Genomic DNA, 18245 nt, shown 5'->3' on the forward strand with positions numbered 1-18245 from the left:
CGCGGGGACGAAAGGATCACGCCTCCGAGTGGCGGTCCGTGGCGTACTCGCGGAGTGTGCTGCGGCCCATGACGCAGCCGGTGAAGGTGCCGAACTCGGCCGTGTCCTCGCGCAGCGTCTCCCAGGCCCGGCGGCCGGCGGCCGGGTCGAGGCGTTCGAGCAGCGTGGCCGCGTACACCTTGCCCGCCGGGGTGCCCTCGTCGAGCACCCGGTCGATCCGCTCGCGCACCTCCTCCGCGTGGTCGGCGAGCGCCGCCTCCACCCGCCGGTACGCCTCGGTCACCGGCAGCAGCGTGCCGGTGATCCCCACCCCGCCGAACGCCAGCGTCTCGGCCCGTGTCAGCTCGTCGAGATCCGCGTCCAGCTGCCGGTCCTTCTTCTTCCCACCAATCCCGAACATGCCCCTATCTCTTCCCCGCCACCCCGCCCCCCACCCCGCTGATCATGAAGTTGTTGCCCGCCGGACCGGCGTGTCACGGCAACAACTTCATGATCGACGCGGGATTCGGGCGCGAGGGCGGGCGGGTGGGTGGGTGGGTTAGGCGGGGCGGACCGTCAGGCCGTCCTTGGAGTCGGCCAGGTCCACGTGGACGGTGTCGCCGTCGCGGATCGTGCCGGCCAGGAGGGCCCTCGCGAGCTGGTCGCCGATGGCCGACTGGACCAGGCGGCGCAGCGGTCGGGCACCGTAGATCGGGTCGTACCCGTGCTCGGCCAGCCACCCGCGCGCCGGCTCGGTGATCTCCAGACCCAGGCGGCGGTCGGCCAGCCGCCGGCGCATCCGCTCCAGCTGGATGTCCACGATGGCCCGCAGGTCGTCACCGAGCAGGGCGGCGAAGACCACGATGTCGTCGAGACGGTTCAGGAACTCCGGCTTGAAGTGCGACCGGACCACCGCCAGGACACCCTCCCGGCGCTGCTCCTCGGCCAGCGTCAGGTCGCTGATCACCGACGACCCGAGGTTGGAGGTGAGGATCAGGATCGCGTTGCGGAAGTCGACCGTACGACCCTGACCGTCGGTGAGCCGGCCGTCGTCGAGCACCTGAAGCAGCACGTCGAAGACGTCCGGGTGGGCCTTCTCCACCTCGTCCAGCAGGATCACCGAGTACGGCCGGCGGCGCACCGCCTCGGTGAGCTGGCCACCCTCCTCGTAGCCGACGTACCCGGGTGGGGCACCGACCAGGCGGGCGACCGAGTGCTTCTCGCCGTACTCGCTCATGTCGATCCGGACCATGGCCCGCTCGTCGTCGAAGAGGAACTCGGCGAGCGCCTTGGCCAGCTCGGTCTTGCCGACGCCGGTCGGGCCGAGGAAGAGGAAACTGCCGGTGGGACGGTCCGGGTCGGCGACGCCGGCCCGCGCCCGGCGGACCGCGTCGGAGACCGCGCCCACCGCCTCGGACTGGCCGACCACGCGGCCCCGCAGCGACTCCTCCATCCGGAGCAGCTTGGCCGTCTCGCCCTCCAGCAGCCGGCCGGCGGGGATGCCGGTCCAGGAGGCGACGACGGCGGCGATGTCGTCCGCGCCGACCTCCTCCTTGAGCATCGCGCCGTCGGCCTGGAGCCGGGCCAGCTCCTCCTCCGCCTTCGCCAGGTCGGCCTTCAGGGCGGGGATGCGGCCGTACCGCAGCTCGGCGGCACGCTCCAGCTCGCCGTCGCGCTCGGCCCGCTCGGCCTCGCCGCCCAGGCGCTCCAGTTCCTCCTTGGCGGTGGAGAGCTTGGTGATGTGGCTCTTCTCCAGCTGCCAGCGCTCGGACAGCGCGGTGAGCTGCTCGCGCTTGTCGGCCAGTTCCTTGCGCAGCCGCTCCAGCCGCTCGGCGGAGGCGGCGTCCGGCTCCTTGGCCAGCGCCATCTCCTCGATCTCCAGCCGGCGCACCGCCCGCTCGATCTCGTCGACCTCGACCGGGCGCGAGTCGATCTCCATGCGGAGCCGGGACGCGGACTCGTCGACCAGGTCGATCGCCTTGTCCGGCAGGAACCGGTCGGTGATGTACCGGTCGGACAGGGACGCGGCTGCGACCAGGGCGGCGTCGGTGATGCGGACGCCGTGGTGCACCTCGTAGCGCTCCTTGAGACCGCGCAGGATGCCGATGGTGTCCTCGATGGTCGGCTCGCCGACCAGCACCGGCTGGAAGCGCCGCTCCAGGGCCGGGTCCTTCTCGATGTGCTCGCGGTACTCGTCCAGCGTGGTCGCGCCGACCATCCGCAGCTCACCGCGGGCCAGCATCGGCTTGAGCATGTTGCCGGCGTCCATCGAGCCCTCGCCCTTGCCCGCGCCGACCACGGTGTGCAGCTCGTCGAGGAAGGTGATGACCTGCCCGTTGGAGTTCTTGATCTCCTCCAGGACGGACTTCAGCCGCTCCTCGAACTGGCCCCGGTACGACGCTCCGGCGACCATCGCGCCCAGGTCGAGCGAGACCAGCTTCTTGTCCCGCAGCGACTCGGGCACGTCGCCGGCCACGATCCGCTGGGCGAGGCCCTCGACGATGGCGGTCTTGCCGACGCCGGGCTCACCGATGAGCACCGGGTTGTTCTTCGTCCGCCGGGACAGCACCTGGATCACCCGGCGGATCTCCGAGTCCCGGCCGATGACCGGGTCGATCTTGCCGTCGCGCGCGCTGGCGGTCAGGTCGACGCCGTACTTGGCGAGGGCCTGGTAGGTCTGCTCCGGGTCGGCGGTGGTGACCCGGCGGTCGCCGCCCCGGACGGTCGGGAAGGCGGCGACCAGGTTCTCCTCGGTCGCGCCCGAGTTCCTGAGCGCGACGGAGACCGCGCCGCCGACCCGGGCCAGGCCGGCCAGCAGGTGCTCGGTCGAGGTGTACTCGTCGCCCAGCGGCCGGGCGATCTGCTCGGCGGCACCGATGGCGTTGACGAACTCGCGGGCGAGAGTGGGCTCGGCGATGCTGGAGCCACGCGCGGCGGGCAGGGCGTCGACCGAGCGCTGGGTCACCCGGCGCAGCTCGGCGGGGTCGGCCCCGACGGCGCGCAGCAGGGCGGCGGCGGTCGAGCCCTCGGTGTCCAGCAGTGCCAGCAGCAGGTGCCAGGGCTCCACGGTGGCGTGTCCGCGCTGGTTCGCCAGCGCGACGGCACCGGTGATGGTCTCGCGGCTCTTGGTGGTGAGTCGTTCCGTGTTCATGGGCTCCCCCGGAATCGGCGTGTCCACTGGTACGGACACCACCAGAGTTGAGCGTATTCCACTCAACCCTCGCTATGTGACCTGAGTCACCATGACGACCTCAGGCGATGTCGATGGTCACCTTCGCCCACGTTCGCGTGGTGTGCCGGCCGGTGCCGAGCAGCACCTCGTCCGGCGCGACGGCGGCCAGCCCGCCGTCGGCGAGCATGAGCAGGTAGTGGGTGTCCTTCACCGGCCAGGGCAGGGGCTCGTACCGGTCACCTCGCACCACGCCGGCGCCGCTCGGACCGTTCGTGGCCAGCAGGCCCCCTCCGAGCGGCACGGTCGAGTGGGCCCGCTCCGGGTGCCCCACGGCCCGCACCGGCTGCCAGCCGTCCGCCCAGCGCCACAGCGCCGGAAAGGAGACCCGGTCGCCCCGGTCGCCCACCAGCCACAGGTCACCGTCCGGCGCATTCTGCGCCCGGACCAGCTCCACCGCGCCGTCGGACTCCGGGACCGGGGTCGTCCGCCAACTCCGACCCTGGTCCGTCGAGACGGCCGCGTACGCCCTGCCGTCGCGTGCGCCCGCCGCCACCAGCACACCGTGCCGCTCGGTGACGGTGTTGAGCGCGGGCAGGTCCGGCTGCGCCGGCAGCCGGCGCAACGTACGGCCGTCCCACCGGCCCACCCCGCCGGTCTCCTCGACGACCTGGAACCGCCCCTGGGCGGCCCGCCACTCGGGTGGCGCCGCCTCACCCGGGGTGTGCCGGAACGTCGCGCCACCGTCGATCGAGGTCCACCAGCCGTACGGCTCGCTCAGCAGCGTCAGCACACCCGATGCGGTGTACATCTGCTGGCCGTCGGCCACCGGGCGGGGGTGTCGCAGCTTCCGCCAGTGCCGACCACCGTCGGTGGTGGCGTACAGCAGGACGGGGCAGTCCCGCCCGGGTGGACGCTCGCCGCACGAGGCGAACAGCGCGTATCCCTGGGTCACGTCGACGAACTCCACGCGCGGCGGGTCGTACCCCTTTGGCACCGCGACCCGGGCGGCGCGGGTCTCGGCGACGGCCACGGGAGGCGGCGCGGCGGACCGCGTCGCGGGCGGTGCGGTGGGTGCGGCGGACCGGACGGGTGGGTCGCGGCGGATGTCGCCGACTGAGCAGCCGGTCAGCGCCAGAACCAACAGCATCGCGGCCGGCCGGCGCCGCCATCGCTTGATCACACGGACCTCCGCAGCACGGTAGCCTTGCGCGGTGCGAGTACGTGTCGAACAGACTGCCCTACCGGGAATCGGCGTACGTCACGATCTGATGACGGAGTCCGGACGGCGGCTGGGGGTGGTCTCCCACCGCAACGGCCGTCGTGACCTCGTCCTCTACGACCCCGACGACCCCGACGCCGGCCAGCACGACATCCCGCTGACCGACGACGAGGCGGAGGCGCTGGCCGACATCCTCGGCGCGTCGCTGATGCTCGGCCAGCTCTCCGGGCTGCGGGAGCAGGCGGCGGGGCTGCTCACCGAGCAGTTGGCCATCCCGGCCGGCTCGAAGTACGTGGGCCGCAGGCTCGGCGACACCAAGGCGCGTACCCGCACGGGCGCCTCGATCGTGGCGGTCCTCCGCCACGGCGAGGTGATCGTCTCGCCCGATCCCTCCTTCCGCTTCGCGGCCGGTGACGTGGTGGTCGTCGTCGGGACCCGGCAGGGCCTCGACGGAGTGACCGCCATCCTCGCCGACAGTGACCCGGACGGCTGAGGCGGATGCACGAGACCACGACGCTGCTCATCGAGGTCGGCGCGCTGCTGTTCCTGCTCGGCCTGCTGGGCCGGCTCAGCCGCCGGATCGGCCTCTCGCCCATTCCGCTCTACCTGCTGGCCGGGCTGGTCTTCGGCCACGGCGGCCTGCTCGAGTTCAAGGCCAGCGAGGAGTTCTTCGCGATCGGCGCCGAGATCGGCGTCATCCTCCTGCTGGTGATGCTCGGCCTGGAGTACTCGGCCGGCGAACTCGTCGGCAACCTCCGCGCCGCCGCGCCGGCCGGCCTGATCGACGGTGTGCTCAACGCCCTGCCCGGCGCCGCGTTCGCCCTGCTCCTCGGGTGGGACTGGGTGGCCGCGCTGGTGCTGGCCGGCATCACCTGGGTCTCCTCCTCCGGCGTCATCGCCAAGGTGATGGCCGACCTGGGCCGGCTCGGTAACCGCGAGACCCCGGTGGTGCTCTCGATCCTGGTCATCGAGGACCTGGCGATGGCCCTCTACCTGCCGCTGCTGACCGCCGTCCTGGCCGACACCGGGCTGATCGGAGGCGGGATCGCGCTCGCGGTCGCGGTCGCCACGGTGCTGGTCGTCCTCGTGGTGGCGATCCGCTACGGCAACGTCATCTCGTCGGTGATGTCCGCCCGCGACCCGGAGGCCCTGCTCCTCGGGGTGCTCGGGATGACCCTGCTGGTCGCCGGCGTGGCCGCGAAGCTCCAGGTCTCGGCGGCGGTCGGCGCGTTCCTGGTCGGCATCGCGCTGTCCGGGCCGGTGGCGCACCACGCCACCCAGTTGCTCACCCCGCTGCGGGACCTGTTCGCCGCCGTGTTCTTCCTCTTCTTCGGGCTGGTCACCGACCCGCGGGACATACCGCCGGTGCTGCTGCCGGCGCTCGCGCTGGCTCTGGTCACCATGGCCACGAAGACGCTCACCGGCTACCTGGCCGCCCGGCGGGTCGGCATCGCCGAGCCCGGCCGCTGGCGCGCCGGCCTCACGCTGGTGCCGCGCGGGGAGTTCTCCATCGTCATCGCCGGGCTCGCGGTGACCGCCGGCAGCGTGGAGCCGCGCCTGGCCGCGCTCGCCACGGCGTACGTGCTGATCACGGTGGTGACCGGACCGATGCTGGCGCGGGTGCCGGACCTCGGCTGGTTCAAGGGGTGGCTGCGGCGCCGCGCGGCGGCCGAGCGGGCCCGCCAGGCCGCGGTCGCCACCGACTGATCGCGAGGCCGTCGGCCGGGTCCACCGTACGGTGGATCCGGCCCGGCCAACGTTTACCGAATTGCTCCCCCGGGGGCTACCGCAGTTCGCACCCTGCGCGTTACCGTGTCGCCCCAGCAGCCACGGTTCGCGGGGTGCCGGTGCCCCCGCTGGGCGAGAGCGGAAGGTTGGCCGGTGAGCGTGCAGGAGTCAGCGTTTCACGGCTTCGCCAACCCCGTCGACCCGTCTCCGGCGGAGTTGCGGGCCTGGGCGTACCAACCCGACTCGGTGCCCCTGGCGTCCATGCCTCCGGACTGGGACCTCCTCGTCTCCGGTGACCGCCTCGTGCTGACCCTCTTCGACCTGGCGATCGATCCCGCCTGCCCGGCCCGCCGCTTCGCGCTGCACTGCCTCTACATCTACGCCGCCGACGGCATCCGGACGAACTTCCGCGCCCATCCCAAGCGGCGCTTCCGCAAGCTCGTCGAGCAGGCCGAGCGGGACGGCGACGACCTGATGCGGACCTGGGCCCACAACAGCCGGGTCCTGCTCGCCCGCCCCGACCTCTTCGTCTACCGGGACTGGTGCGAGGGCGGCCTGGTCCGCGAGAACCGCCGCCTGGGCTGACCCCACCCGCACCGACCCCCGACGCGAACGGGCCGGGACCCCCCGTGGGTCCCGGCCCGTTCGCCGGTCGGCCGGCACCACCGGTCAACCCTGCTTGCGGCGACTCTCGTCGCGGCCCTGGTCGACGCCGTGGTCGACCTGGTCGGCGAAGCGTCCATCGGTGATCTTGTCGCGGAAACGTCCCTTGGCGACCTTGTCGAACCGCTCCCGAGCAGTCTCGGCCACCTTCTCCAGGCGCTCCTCGGTCTGCTCGGCCGCCTTCTTCGCTGCTTCCGTCACGGGCTCCCCCTCGCCATGGCGGTAGGTCCGAATTGAGTAGATCCGACCTCAATCAGGACCTTAACGGAACCGGCCCGGCCCGCGCCGGTGAACCGGCGAGCGGACCGGGCCGGCGCGGGCCGCGGAGCACAGGGTCAGCGGCCGGAACTCCGGCGGGGACGCCAGACCACCAGCGCGGTGGAGGTGCGGTTGGTCGGCACCAGATCACTGCCCGGGAAGCGGGCCACCGCCTCCAGTTCGGCGATCCGGCGGTACGCGGCGTCGAGCTCCGCCTCCAGCCGGGCCACCCGCTGCTGCGCCTGCTCCAGCAGCCGCTCCAGGCCGATGATCCGCTTGACGCCGGCGAGGTTGATGCCGTCGTCCTGACTGAGCCGCTGCACCTCGCGCAGCAGCACCACGTCCCGGACGCTGTACCGGCGTCCACCGCCGGCCGCGCGGCCGGCCTGCACCAGGCCCAGCCGGTCGTACTGGCGCAGTGTCTGCGGGTGCATCCCCGCCATCCGCGCCGCCACCGAAATCATCAGCACCTTGGCCTCGTAGGCCGGGTCACCCGCACCGACGAACTCGTCCGACATCCCCGCTCACCTCCGCGCCTCGCACCGGGCCACTCACCAACGGCTCAACTGGATCGACGCAACCGCGCGTCGAGATGTTCCCGTGCCGCCGGCGGCGTCTGGTCGGCGAAGCTCTCCAACGCCGCACGCGCCTCCGCCGACACCGTCGCCGGCACCACCACGTCGAGGGTGACCAGCAGGTCCCCCGCCTGACCGTCCCGGCGCACCACACCCTTGCCGCGCGCCCGCAGGATCCGGCCGCTCGGGGTGCCCGGCGGCACCCGGAGGGTCACCGCGCCGTCGAGGGTGGGCACCCGCAGGTCGGTGCCGAGCACCGCCTCGGCGAAGGTGATCGGCACGGTCAGGGTGAGGTCGTCGCCGGACCGCCCGAACAGCTCGTCGGGGCGTACCTTGACCTGCACGAACAGGTCCCCCGCCGTACCGCCGCGCGCACCGGGCTCACCACGCCCGGCCAGCCGGATCCGCTGGCCGTCGGCCACCCCGGCCGGGAAGCGCACGTTCAGGGTGCGGGTCTTGGTGACCCCGCCGGTGCCCTGGCACTCCGGACACTTCTCCTCGACCACGGTGCCGACGCCCTGACAGTTGCGGCAGGGCTCGGAGAAGCTGAACGACCCCTGGTTGCGGGTGGTCACCCCGGCACCGTGGCAGACCGGGCAGGTGCGCGGCCGGGTGCCGGGCTTCGCCCCGTCGCCGTGGCAGGTATCGCAGACGCCGGGCGCCCGCAGCGTCAGCGGAAGGGTCACCCCGCGTACGGCGTCGTGGAAGTCCAGCGACACCTCGGTCTCGACGTCCCGCCCGCGAGCCGGTCCGGAGGGCGCGGCGGCACCGCCGGCCCCACCACCCGAGAAGATCGAACTGAACAGGTCCTGGAAGCCCGCCCCGCCGAACCGACGGTCGCCGCCGGCCCCCGCACCGCCGAACAGGTCGGAGACGTCGAACGGCACGCCGCCGGGCTGCCCGCCGGCACGGGCATTGCGCCGGAACGCGCCGGAGCCGAAGAGGGAGCGCATCTCGTCGTACTCGCGGCGCTTGGTGTCGTCGCCGAGCACCGCGTACGCCTCGGAGACCGTCTTGAAGCGCTCCTCCGCCTTCGGGTCGCCGGGGTTGTGGTCCGGGTGCGACTCCCGCGCGACCTTCCGGTACACCTTCTTGATCTCGTCCGCGGAAGCCGTCTTCGGCACGCCCAGAGCGGCGTAGTAGTCCTTCTCGATCCAGTCCTTGGAACTCACCGGTCCACCCCCTTCCCACCGTTGACCGGTCGTCCCGCCCGCCCGAGGGGGACGGGCGGGACGGCCGGATCGTTGCGCACCTACTCGGGGTCGGCGACCGCGACCAGCGCCGGCCGCAGCAGCCGCTCACCGATCTGGTAACCCCGCCGCATCACCTGCACGCAGGTGGGCTCGGTGACCTCGGCCGAGGTCTGGTGCGCCACCGCCTCGTGGCGGGTCGGGTCGAACGGGTCGCCCTGCTCGCCGAACGGGCTCAGCCCGAACTTGCCCAGCGCGGTGGTGAGCTGCTCGGCCACCGTGCCGAACGGACCGACGAGGTCACCGTGCTCGCGGGCCCGGTCCAGGTCGTCGAGGATGGGCAGCAGCGCGGCGAGCACCGCCCCGGTGGCCTGCTCGGTCACCAGTCCCCGGTCCCGGTCCACCCGCTTGCGGTAGTTGGCGTACTCCGCCGACACCCGCTGCAGGTCCCGGGTCCGCTCGTCGAGTTCGGCCCGAAGCGCCTCCAACTCGGCACCGAGCGCGGGGGCGCCGGCACCGCTGACCGGCTCCGCCGGGGCGTCGACCACCGGCGGGCCGGCCGGCTCCGGGCCGGCCGCCGGGGTCGCCTCGACCTCGATCTCGTCGACGACGACCTCGGCGTCCTGCACCAGCCCTTCGGCCGGCACGTCCGAGCCGGCGTCAGCGGCGGCCGTGTCCGAACCCTCGGCCTCGCTGATCTTGCGGTTGTTGCGGATGACGACCCGCGGCTCGTCGGACGACTGTCCGGCGGGCGCGGAGCCACCCGGCGCCGACCCGGCGGAACCTGGGTCGGCGGCTCGTGGCTTCTCCGTCATGCGGCTACCTCATCCCTCTGCGTCGAGTACGTGTGCGAGGCGGATCGTCACTTCTTGTCCTCGTCCACGATCTCCGCGTCGACCACGTCGTCGGCACCGCCGGCGGCCTGCGCGCCACCCGGGGCGCCACCGGTCGCACCGGCACCCGGGCCGGCCTCGCCCGGCTGCTCGCCCGGCTGGTTGTAGAGCAGCGAACCGGCCTGCTGGGACACCTGGGCCAGCCGCTCGTGCGCCGACTTGATCTTCTCGATGTCCTGGCCGCCGAGCGCGCCACGCAGCTCGCCGAGGGCCTCGTTGATCTGGTCGCGGGACTCCGACGGCAGCTTGTCGCCGCTCTCCGCCAGGAACTTCTCGGTCTGCCACTGGAGCGCCTCGGCGAGGTTGCGGGTCTCCGCCTCCTCGCGACGACGCTTGTCGTCGTCGGCGTGCTCCTCGGCGTCCCGGCGCATCCGCTCGATGTCGTCCTTCGGCAGCGAGGAGCCGCCGGTGATCGTCATCTTCTGCTCCTTGCCGGTGCCGAGGTCCTTCGCGTGGACGTTCACGATGCCGTTGGCGTCGATGTCGAAGGTGACCTCGATCTGCGGCACGCCACGCGGCGCCGGCGGCAGACCGGTCAGTTCGAAGGTGCCGAGCTTCTTGTTGTAGGCCGCGATCTCGCGCTCACCCTGGAACACCTGGATCAGCACCGACGGCTGGTTGTCGTCCGCCGTGGTGAAGACCTCGGAGCGCTTGGTCGGGATGGTGGTGTTGCGCTCGATCAGCTTGGTGAAGATGCCGCCCTTGGTCTCGATGCCCAGGCTGAGCGGGGTCACGTCGAGCAGCAGGACGTCCTTGACCTCGCCCTTGAGCACACCGGCCTGGAGGGCGGCGCCGACGGCCACGACCTCGTCCGGGTTGACGCCCTTGTTCGGGTCGCGGCCGGTGAGCTGCTTGACCAGGTCGGTCACGGCCGGCATCCGGGTCGAGCCGCCGACGAGGATGACGTGGTCGACGTCGGAGACCTTGATCCCGGCGTCCTTCACGGCCTGCTCGAACGGGCCCTTGCAGCGGTCCAGCAGGTCCTGCGTCATCCGCTGGAACTCGGCGCGGCTGAGCGTCACGTCCAGGTGCAGCGGGCCGGCCGAGCCGGCGGTGATGTACGGCAGGTTGATGTTCGTGGTGGTGGCGGCGGACAGCTCGATCTTGGCCTTCTCGGCAGCCTCGCGGAGCCGCTGGAGGGCCATCTTGTCCTGCGCGAGGTCGATTCCGTGCTCGCCGCGGAAGGTCTTCACCAGGTGGTCGATGATCCGCTGGTCCCAGTCGTCGCCACCGAGCTGGTTGTCACCGCTGGTCGACTTGACCTCGACGACGCCCTCGGCCAGCTCGAGCAGGGAGACGTCGAAGGTGCCGCCGCCGAGGTCGAAGACCAGGACGGTCTGCTCCTTGGAGCCCTTGTCCAGCCCGTACGCCAGGGCGGCCGCGGTCGGCTCGTTGACGATCCGCAGCACGTTGAAGCCGGCGATCTCACCGGCCTCCTTGGTGGCCTGGCGCTGGCCGTCGTTGAAGTAGGCCGGGACGGTGATCACCGCGTCGGTGATCTGCTCGCCCAGGTACGCCTCGGCGTCCCGCTTGAGCTTCATCAGCGTGCGGGCCGAGATCTCCTGCGGGGTGTACTTCTTGCCGTCGATGTCGACGGACCAGTTGGTGCCGATCTCCCGCTTGACCGAGCGGATTGTCCGGTCCGGGTTGGTCACCGCCTGGCGCTTGGCGACCTCACCGACGAGCACCTCGCCGTTGCGGGCGAACGCGACGATCGACGGGGTCGTCCGCGATCCCTCAGCGTTGGCGATGACGGTGGGCTCACCGCCCTCCAGGACGCTGACGCAGGAGTTCGTCGTGCCGAGGTCGATACCGACCGCACGTGCCATCTTCGCTTCCTCGCTTCGTTACGTTGAGCAGGTGACGGGCACCGCCCGCAGCACACCCACCACAAGTTGAGTGAACTTGACTCAATAGTGCCACGCCGTCGCCGATCGTCAAATCGAGGTTGAGCGGACCCGACGCAACCCACCCGTTATTACCGTCCGGTTGTCTTCCCTTGCATCGGTCGGGCACGCTTTAGCGGTGACGACGCACGGCGATCCCGCCACCCAGTCCGCCGCGCCCGCCGTCGCCGCTCGCACCGGCTCCACGGACGCCGGGGAGGATCCGCCCGCCACCACCGGGGACGACAGCCTGCCCGCCGCGCTGACCGGCCTGCGGGCCGCGGTCGAGGCGGCGCGGTTCCCGCTCGCGCTGCCCTCCGCCGAGCCGGCCCGCCGGGCCGCCGGGAGCCTCACCGACCAGCTCGACGACTATCTGCTGCCCCGCCTGCGCCGGCTCGACGCCCCGCTCCTCGTGGTCGTCGGTGGCTCCACCGGCGCCGGCAAGTCGACCCTGGTCAACAGCCTCGTGCAGGCCCGGGTGAGCGCCGCCGGGGTGCTGCGGCCCACCACCCGCTCCCCGGTGCTGGTCTGCAATCCGACGGACTCCGCCTGGTTCCGCCGGGGGGAGCTGCTGCCCGGCCTGACCCGCACCACCGAGCCCAGCGAGGACCCGCGCACCCTGCAACTCGTCACCGCTCCCGCGCTCCCCGCCGGGCTGGCCTTCCTCGACGCGCCCGACATCGACTCGGTCGTCGACGCCAACCGGGCCCTCGCCGGCCAACTCCTGGCCGCCGCCGACCTCTGGCTCTTCGTCACCACCGCCGCCCGGTACGCCGACGCCGTCCCCTGGGAACTGCTGCGCAGCGCGCGGGCCCGGGGCGCGGTGATCGCCATGGTCCTCGACCGGGTACCCCCCGAGGCGGCCGACGAGATCGCCGCCCACCTGTCCGAGATGCTCGCCGCCCAGGACCTCGGTGCGGCGCCGCTGTTCGTGCTCCCGGAGACCTGGGTCGACGGGCAGGGCCTGCTGCCCGCGCAGGTCACCGCGCCGCTCGCCGACTGGTTCGCCCGGCTCGCCGCCGACGCGGACGCCCGCGGCGCCGTGGTCCGGCAGACCCTCGACGGTGCGCTCGCCGCACTCCACCCGGCCGTCACCGGGCTCGCCGAGGCCGCCGACGAGCAGGTGGTCGCCGCCGACTCGCTCGACGAGCGGGTGGGGGCCGCGTACCGGGGGGCGCACCGCACCGTCGAGCAGGGGCTCTCCGACGGCCGGCTCCTCCGTGGCGAGGTGCTCGCCCGCTGGCAGGAGTTCGTCGGCACCGGCGAGTTGTTCCGGACGCTGGAGGCGCGCATCGGGCGCCTCCGGGACCGGGTGGTCGCCGCCGTGACCGGCCGGCCCGCCCCCGCCGCCGAGCTGCGCACCGCGATCGAGTCGCAGTTGGTGACCCTGCTGCGCGGGGTCTCCTCGGAGGCCGCGGAGACCGCGTACACCGGGTGGAAGGCGCACCCCGCCGGTGCCGCCCTGCTCGACCCCGACCTCGCCCACCCCTCCGCCGACCTGCCCGAACGGGCCGAGCGGCTGGTCCGCGACTGGCAGCGCGGCGTCCTCGAACTGGTCGCGGTCGAGGGGGGCGACAAGCGTTTCGTGGCCCGCACCGCCGCGTACGCGGTGAACGCCACCGGGCTGGCCGTGATGGTCGCGGTGTTCGCGTCGACCGCCTTCATCCCGACCGGGCTGGAGGTCGCCACCGGAGCCGGCACGACGGTCGCCGCGCAGGCCGTGCTCCAGGCGATCTTCGGCGACCAGGCCGTGCGTACGCTCGCCAACAAGGCCCGGACCGACCTGCTCGCCCGCGTGCGGACGCTGCTGGACGACGAGGCCGCGCGCTACCTGGAACGGACGCGGGCCGCGCGGCCGGCCGCGGACGTCGCCGGGTCCCTGCGCCGCGCCGCCGACCAGGTCGAGGCGGCCCGGCACCGCAGCGGCTTCGCCGAGGCCGCCACGGTGGCCCGGACGCCGCCGGCCGACGAGGAAGGGCGCCCGTGAGCAATATCGTCGGACGCATGCGCGAGGCGTTCCGCGGCGACCAGCGGGTGGACGCCGACGCGCTGGTCGCGCGCCTCCAGGCGGTACGCCGGTTCCTCACCCTGGTCGACGGGCACCTGCCGGACACGCCGCTCGTGCCGGCGCACACCCTCGTCGAGCGCGCCGGCACCCGGCTCGCACTCTCCCGCGACCACACCGTCGTGGCGCTCGCCGGCGCGACCGGCAGCGGCAAGTCCAGCCTGTTCAACGCCCTCGCCCGGATGGAGCTGTCCCCGGTCGGGGTGCGCCGCCCCACCACCGGCGTCACCCACGCCTGCGTCTGGGGCCCGCTCGACGGCGGCAACCGGCTGCTCGACTGGATCGGCGTCCTGCCCCGCCACCGGTTCGTCCGGGAGAGCGTGCTGGACGGCGACGACGAGTCCTCGATGCACGGCCTGATCCTGCTCGACCTGCCCGACTTCGACTCGGTGCAGCGGTCCCACCGGCTGGAGGTGGACCGCCTCCTCGGGCTCGTCGACCTGGTGGTCTGGGTGGTCGACCCGCAGAAGTACGCGGACCGTGTGATCCACACCAGTTACCTGCGCGAGTTCCACCGGCACCGGGACGTGACGCTGGTCGTGCTCAACCAGGCCGACCGGCTGCCCCCGGCCGAGCTGCCCCGGGTGCTGGCCGACCTGCGCCGGCTGCTCGACGCCGACGGGCTGGACGGCGTACCGCTGATGGCCACCACCGCCGTCGACCCGGACGGCATGGCCGGGCTGCGGGAGGCGCTGGAGCGGACCGTCGCCGAACGGCAGGCCGCCCTGCGGCGCCTGGCGGGCGACGTCGACAGCGTCGTGGCCGGCCTCGGTGAGCTGGTGGACAGCGCCGAGCCATCCACCCGACCGGACGACGCCGCCGTCGCCGGGCTGCACCGGGCGCTGTCCGGCGCGGCGGGCGTACCGGCGGTGGGCGACGCGGTCGAGCGCGCGTACCGGCACCGTGGCGGCGCCGCCACCGGCTGGCCGCTGGTGCGGGGCTGGCGACGGCTCCGCCCCGACCCCCTGCGCCGCCTGCACCTGCCGGGCACCCCCGGCGACGCCGCCGACCCGGCGGAGAGCCTGGTCGCCGCGACCTCGGTGCCCGACCCGACCGCAGCACAGCGCTCCGCGCTCGGGCTGGCCATCCGGGCGGTCGCCGACCGCGCCGGTGCGCCTCTGCCCGGGGCCTGGCCGGCAGCGATCACCGCCGCCGCCCGCTCGCGCCTTGCCGACCTGCCCGACGCGCTGGACCGCGCGATCGCCGGCACCGATCTGGGGATGGACCACCGGCCGGTCTGGTGGCGGCTCGTCGGCGCACTGCAGTGGCTGGTCACCCTCGCCGCGGTGGTCGGGCTCGGCTGGCTGGCCCTCGGGTACGCGCTGCGCATCCTCGGGCTGCCCGCCCTGGACAACCCGACCGTGGGCGTGGTGCCGCTGCCTACCCTGCTGCTGCTCGGTGGCCTGCTCGCCGGCCTGCTGGTGGCGGCGCTGACCCGGCCGGTCGTCCGCTGGGCGGCCCGTCGTGCCCGGCGGCGGGCGGAGCGCCGGCTCAACGCCGCGGTCGCCGACGTCGGCGAGGAGTACGTCCTGCGCCCGGTGCGGGAGGTGCTCGGCACGTACGCCGAGGCGCGGCACGCCCTCCGGGACGCCGCACGCCGCTGACGCCGTACCGGGCGGCAGCGCTGTCCCGGGGGCGGCGGCGACGTAGGGTCGGTGGATGGGAACGCCTGAGACCCCGTACGACGCGGTGCTGCACGCCGCCCGGGACGTGGCCAAGCTCGACAACGCCCTGGACGCCGAGATGCTCGGCGCAGCGTTGCTCGGCAGCGTCTACGCCGTCGCCGAAACCGGGCGGGAGGTCGCCGTCCGACAGTTCGTGGCGAACTTCCTCGCCGCCACCTCCCGCCGCCGCACCGCGTCGGCGACCACCATCCGCTCCGTCTTCGCCGCGCTGGTGCCCGACGCCGCCGGCGCCGACCGGGTCCGCCCCGGCACCGCCGCACCGGCCTGGTCGGGCCAGCTCGGGCGAGTTCACCTCACCGGCTGCTGGGCCTACGGCGACGTGTACGGCGACCAGACCTCCTACCTGGCGACCTTCGCGTACGACGACGCCGCCGGAGGGCCGGAGCACGCCCTGGTGGCCCTCGTCGACCACAACATCGGGATCACCAAGGACGTCTTCGTGGGTGGGCCCGCCGCCCGGGTGATCGACCAGGTGCGGCAGATGTGCTCGGAGGACGAGCTGACCTGGTTCCGCGAGGAGGAGCCGGCTCGGATGCGCACCGAGGTGGGTCGCCACCTCGCCGTCACCGACGATCTCAGCGAGCTGCCCGGTGAGGGCTCGCTGGCCACCGACCGGGCCTTGGTCGGGGCACGGCTGGCGCTGCTGCCGTCCGGGCGCCCCGAGGCCGTCCGGGCGTACGAGCCGCTCACCGCCGCGGAACGTACGGACCTGGTCCGGCGCTTCCTCGCCGCCCCGGAGGCGGCCCGTTTCGGCCTGGACACCATCGACGGGGCCGAACTGGCGTCGCTGCACTTCTGCATCAGCCTGCTGCTGGACCACGCGGCGAGCTTCACCGACCCGGATCCGATGCGGTGGAGCCCCAGCGTCGCCGGCCTGTTCCTGCTCGACTGGGTGCACCGGCGGGCCGTGCTGGACATGGACGACGCCGCCCTGCTGCCCCGGGTGCTGCGGGGCTGGGCCGCGTACGGCTCCCGCAAGCGGGGCCTGCCGGAGCAGGCCGCCGCGCAGACCGACGCCGCGATCGAGGAGATGGTGCCGGAGTTCGCCCGCCTCTACACCACCGGTGAGCGGCGCAGTCCCGCCACCGCCGCGGTCGCCCAGCTGATGGCCGACGGCGTCGATCCGGACGACCCGGCGGCGTTGGACGCGTGGATCGAGGCGAACCGCCACCGGCTCGCCGACGACGGCGCCTGAGCGGGCGCCGCCGAGCATTACGAGCGTTAAGAAGGGCCCCCTCCTCTACCGGAGGCGTTAAGCGGGGGCCCTTCCTTACGCCGTCAGCGGAGGCCGGTGAAGACCACCGCCGCCACCAGGGCACCGAGTGCGCCGCCGGCGAGGACCTGCGGCACGGTGTGGTCGCGCAGCCGTACCCGGGACCAGCCGACCAGGGCGAGCAGCGGCGCGGTCGCCGCCAGCAGCGGCCCGAACGTCACCACCAGGACGACCACCGATCCGGCGGCGACCGCGGTGTGGATCGACATCTTCCACCAGTGGCTCACCGCCACGGCGACGACCAGTCCGACCACTCCGGCCGCCGCCAGCGCCAGCACCGGGCGGGGCGCGTCGAGTGCCGCGAGCAGGGCCGTTCCGGCGGCGACCGAGCAGACGCCGACGAGCAGCGGAATCCGCCGCTGCTCGCGCAGACGGACGTGGTGGTCGGTGAGGCGACCTCGTCGCACGCCGCCGAGGATGTACGCGAACGGGATCCCGCTGACGAAGAGTGTGGCGAGCAGCCCCCAGGCCAGGCCGTCCACGCTGCCCCGGGCGCTGTGCCACCCGACGGCGACGGTGAGGACCGAGACCACGACAGCGGGCGCGGTGAGCTCGGTGACCAGACGGGCCAGCCGCAGCGCGGGGCCGGGTGGCCGTGCGGTCACCACCCGGGACCGGTCAGCCGGGCCCGTGCCGTCCGCTCCGCTCAGCACCCCACCCCTGCTCCGTCCCGGACCGCCGTCCGGGATCGCTCGTCACCGTCCACCCGCTCGCTCGACCGCTCTCACCTCGGGTCGACCGTCACCGTACCGGCCGATGCCGGCGCGGTCGGGCCGATCGGGTCGGTCGGTGCCGGACCCGGCTCGGGGGGCGGCGCGGTCACGGTCGGCTCCGCCGTCGGGGTCGGAGGCGACGGTGCCGCGGTGGCGGTGGGAACGGTGGTCGGCGCGGGGTCCGAGGGGGGTGGGGGGAGTGCGCTGGTCGGCGCGGCCGACGCCGTCGGTCCGGCGGTCGGCGAGGGCGTCGGCGTGGGGCCCGCGGTGGGCGTCGGGGCCGGTGTCGGGAGCGGCGACCGGACCGGCGCGGTGGTGCGGCGCGGCGGACCCGGCCGCTGCGACGGGACGGCCGCGTCCGGCGACGACGCGGCGCGGGCGGACTCGGGGGCCGGTGGAGCCGGCACCGCGCCGGCCGGCGTCCCCACCGGAGGTACGCCGGGGGGCCCGGCGCTCGCCGCGACACCGACCACCGGCGTGGAGCCGGTCGACGGGACCGCCGCCGGTTGGCCGGTCACCGGCAGGGGGATCACCACCGGACCGACGGAGGGTGTGGGTATGAACGGGGTGCTGCTGTCCGGCAGGGCGGTGCTGCCGATCGTCGCGGAGCCGGTGCTGATGGCGGCGAGGATCGGCATCGAGGCGGTGCCGGCGAGCAGGGCGACGGTGAAGAGGTAACCCCGGGACGGTCCGCCGGCGCCGGGTGCCCGGTGCGCTCCGACGACCCTGCGGTAGCCCGTAGCTCGGTGCCGGCCGAGGAACGGCGATCCGGGGACTTCCTCTGGCTCGGACACGGCATCCTCCTCGTGTGGTCCGTCCGGTGGTGGCACAGGATCGGCGAACCATCGGATCGGCGGGCGATCCCGCACGATCAGCCTTGCCCAGTGACGCTGCGTAGGCCAACCCCGCACAGCGTGTCGACACGCGTATGTGGCCGAACGGCGCA

16 protein-coding genes are annotated in these 18245 nt (G+C 73.6%); 7 read left to right on the forward strand and 9 right to left on the reverse strand.

Annotation, left to right across the window (positions count from 1 at the left end; all coding sequences use genetic code 11):
- Positions 1-16: 16 nt before the first annotated feature.
- The 3 genes from ACTMSW_RS21320 to ACTMSW_RS21330 all read right to left on the reverse strand — a co-directional run bounded on the left by ACTMSW_RS21320 (position 17) and on the right by ACTMSW_RS21330 (position 4331).
- The gene (locus ACTMSW_RS21320; protein WP_441182406.1) at positions 17-400 is read right to left on the reverse strand and encodes a hypothetical protein; all 384 of its coding nucleotides are present in this window, start codon (positions 398-400) and stop codon (positions 17-19) included.
- A gap of 138 nt (positions 401-538) precedes the next feature.
- Entirely contained in the window at positions 539-3130 is a 2592-nt protein-coding gene (gene clpB, locus ACTMSW_RS21325) for an ATP-dependent chaperone ClpB (RefSeq protein WP_441182407.1), read from the reverse strand.
- A gap of 100 nt (positions 3131-3230) precedes the next feature.
- Positions 3231-4331: a hypothetical protein gene (locus ACTMSW_RS21330; protein WP_441182408.1), complete on the reverse strand. Its 1101-nt coding sequence runs from the start codon at positions 4329-4331 to the stop codon at positions 3231-3233.
- A gap of 31 nt (positions 4332-4362) precedes the next feature.
- Here ACTMSW_RS21330 and ACTMSW_RS21335 point away from each other — a divergent pair, with 31 nt between their 5' ends.
- From ACTMSW_RS21335 to ACTMSW_RS21345, 3 genes are all read left to right on the forward strand, one after another.
- Entirely contained in the window at positions 4363-4863 is a 501-nt protein-coding gene (locus ACTMSW_RS21335) for a cation:proton antiporter regulatory subunit (RefSeq protein WP_441182409.1), read from the forward strand.
- Positions 4864-4868: 5 nt separating this feature from the next.
- The gene (locus tag ACTMSW_RS21340) at positions 4869-6077 is read left to right on the forward strand and encodes a cation:proton antiporter (RefSeq protein WP_441182410.1); all 1209 of its coding nucleotides are present in this window, start codon (positions 4869-4871) and stop codon (positions 6075-6077) included.
- 174 nt (positions 6078-6251) lie between these two features.
- Positions 6252-6683, forward strand: coding sequence for a hypothetical protein (locus ACTMSW_RS21345; protein ID WP_441182411.1), 432 nt, complete (start codon positions 6252-6254; stop codon positions 6681-6683).
- Positions 6684-6767: 84 nt separating this feature from the next.
- Here the strand turns inward: ACTMSW_RS21345 and ACTMSW_RS21350 are convergent, their stop codons facing one another.
- The 5 genes from ACTMSW_RS21350 to dnaK all read right to left on the reverse strand — a co-directional run bounded on the left by ACTMSW_RS21350 (position 6768) and on the right by dnaK (position 11506).
- Entirely contained in the window at positions 6768-6962 is a 195-nt protein-coding gene (locus ACTMSW_RS21350; protein WP_441182412.1) for a hypothetical protein, read from the reverse strand.
- A 134-nt stretch (positions 6963-7096) separates the two neighbouring features.
- The gene (locus tag ACTMSW_RS21355) at positions 7097-7537 is read right to left on the reverse strand and encodes a heat shock protein transcriptional repressor HspR (protein ID WP_441182413.1); all 441 of its coding nucleotides are present in this window, start codon (positions 7535-7537) and stop codon (positions 7097-7099) included.
- 44 nt (positions 7538-7581) lie between these two features.
- The gene (gene dnaJ, locus ACTMSW_RS21360) at positions 7582-8766 is read right to left on the reverse strand and encodes a molecular chaperone DnaJ (protein ID WP_441182414.1); all 1185 of its coding nucleotides are present in this window, start codon (positions 8764-8766) and stop codon (positions 7582-7584) included.
- Positions 8767-8846: 80 nt separating this feature from the next.
- Complete coding sequence (gene grpE / locus ACTMSW_RS21365) at positions 8847-9599, reverse strand: nucleotide exchange factor GrpE (protein WP_441182415.1); 753 nt, start codon at positions 9597-9599, stop codon at positions 8847-8849.
- A gap of 47 nt (positions 9600-9646) precedes the next feature.
- Positions 9647-11506 (reverse strand): molecular chaperone DnaK, encoded by a 1860-nt coding sequence (gene dnaK / locus ACTMSW_RS21370; protein WP_441182416.1) that lies wholly within the window; start codon positions 11504-11506, stop codon positions 9647-9649.
- A 196-nt stretch (positions 11507-11702) separates the two neighbouring features.
- Between dnaK and ACTMSW_RS21375 the strand changes: the two genes are divergently transcribed.
- Genes ACTMSW_RS21375 through ACTMSW_RS21385 form a run of 3 tightly spaced genes read left to right on the forward strand, consistent with a single transcriptional unit; the run spans position 11703 to position 16508 of the window.
- On the forward strand, positions 11703-13550 hold the full coding sequence (locus ACTMSW_RS21375) for an ABC transporter (RefSeq protein ID WP_441182417.1): 1848 nt from the start codon (positions 11703-11705) through the stop codon (positions 13548-13550).
- Positions 13551-13567: 17 nt separating this feature from the next.
- A complete protein-coding gene (locus ACTMSW_RS21380; RefSeq protein WP_441182418.1) occupies positions 13568-15232 on the forward strand; it encodes a GTPase family protein in 1665 nt (554 codons plus the stop codon).
- A gap of 55 nt (positions 15233-15287) precedes the next feature.
- On the forward strand, positions 15288-16508 hold the full coding sequence (locus ACTMSW_RS21385; RefSeq protein ID WP_441182419.1) for a hypothetical protein: 1221 nt from the start codon (positions 15288-15290) through the stop codon (positions 16506-16508).
- Between the two features lie 83 nt (positions 16509-16591).
- Here the strand turns inward: ACTMSW_RS21385 and ACTMSW_RS21390 are convergent, their stop codons facing one another.
- Positions 16592-17239, reverse strand: coding sequence for a phosphatase PAP2 family protein (locus ACTMSW_RS21390; RefSeq protein ID WP_441182420.1), 648 nt, complete (start codon positions 17237-17239; stop codon positions 16592-16594).
- Between the two features lie 210 nt (positions 17240-17449).
- On the opposite strand from ACTMSW_RS21390, the gene ACTMSW_RS21395 reads away from it, so the two are divergent.
- A complete protein-coding gene (locus ACTMSW_RS21395) occupies positions 17450-17977 on the forward strand; it encodes a hypothetical protein (protein ID WP_441182421.1) in 528 nt (175 codons plus the stop codon).
- Positions 17978-18245: the final 268 nt, after the last annotated feature.

Origin of the sequence: Micromonospora sp. BQ11 (genome assembly GCF_052068135.1) — a bacterium.
Lineage (GTDB): Bacteria > Actinomycetota > Actinomycetes > Mycobacteriales > Micromonosporaceae > Micromonospora.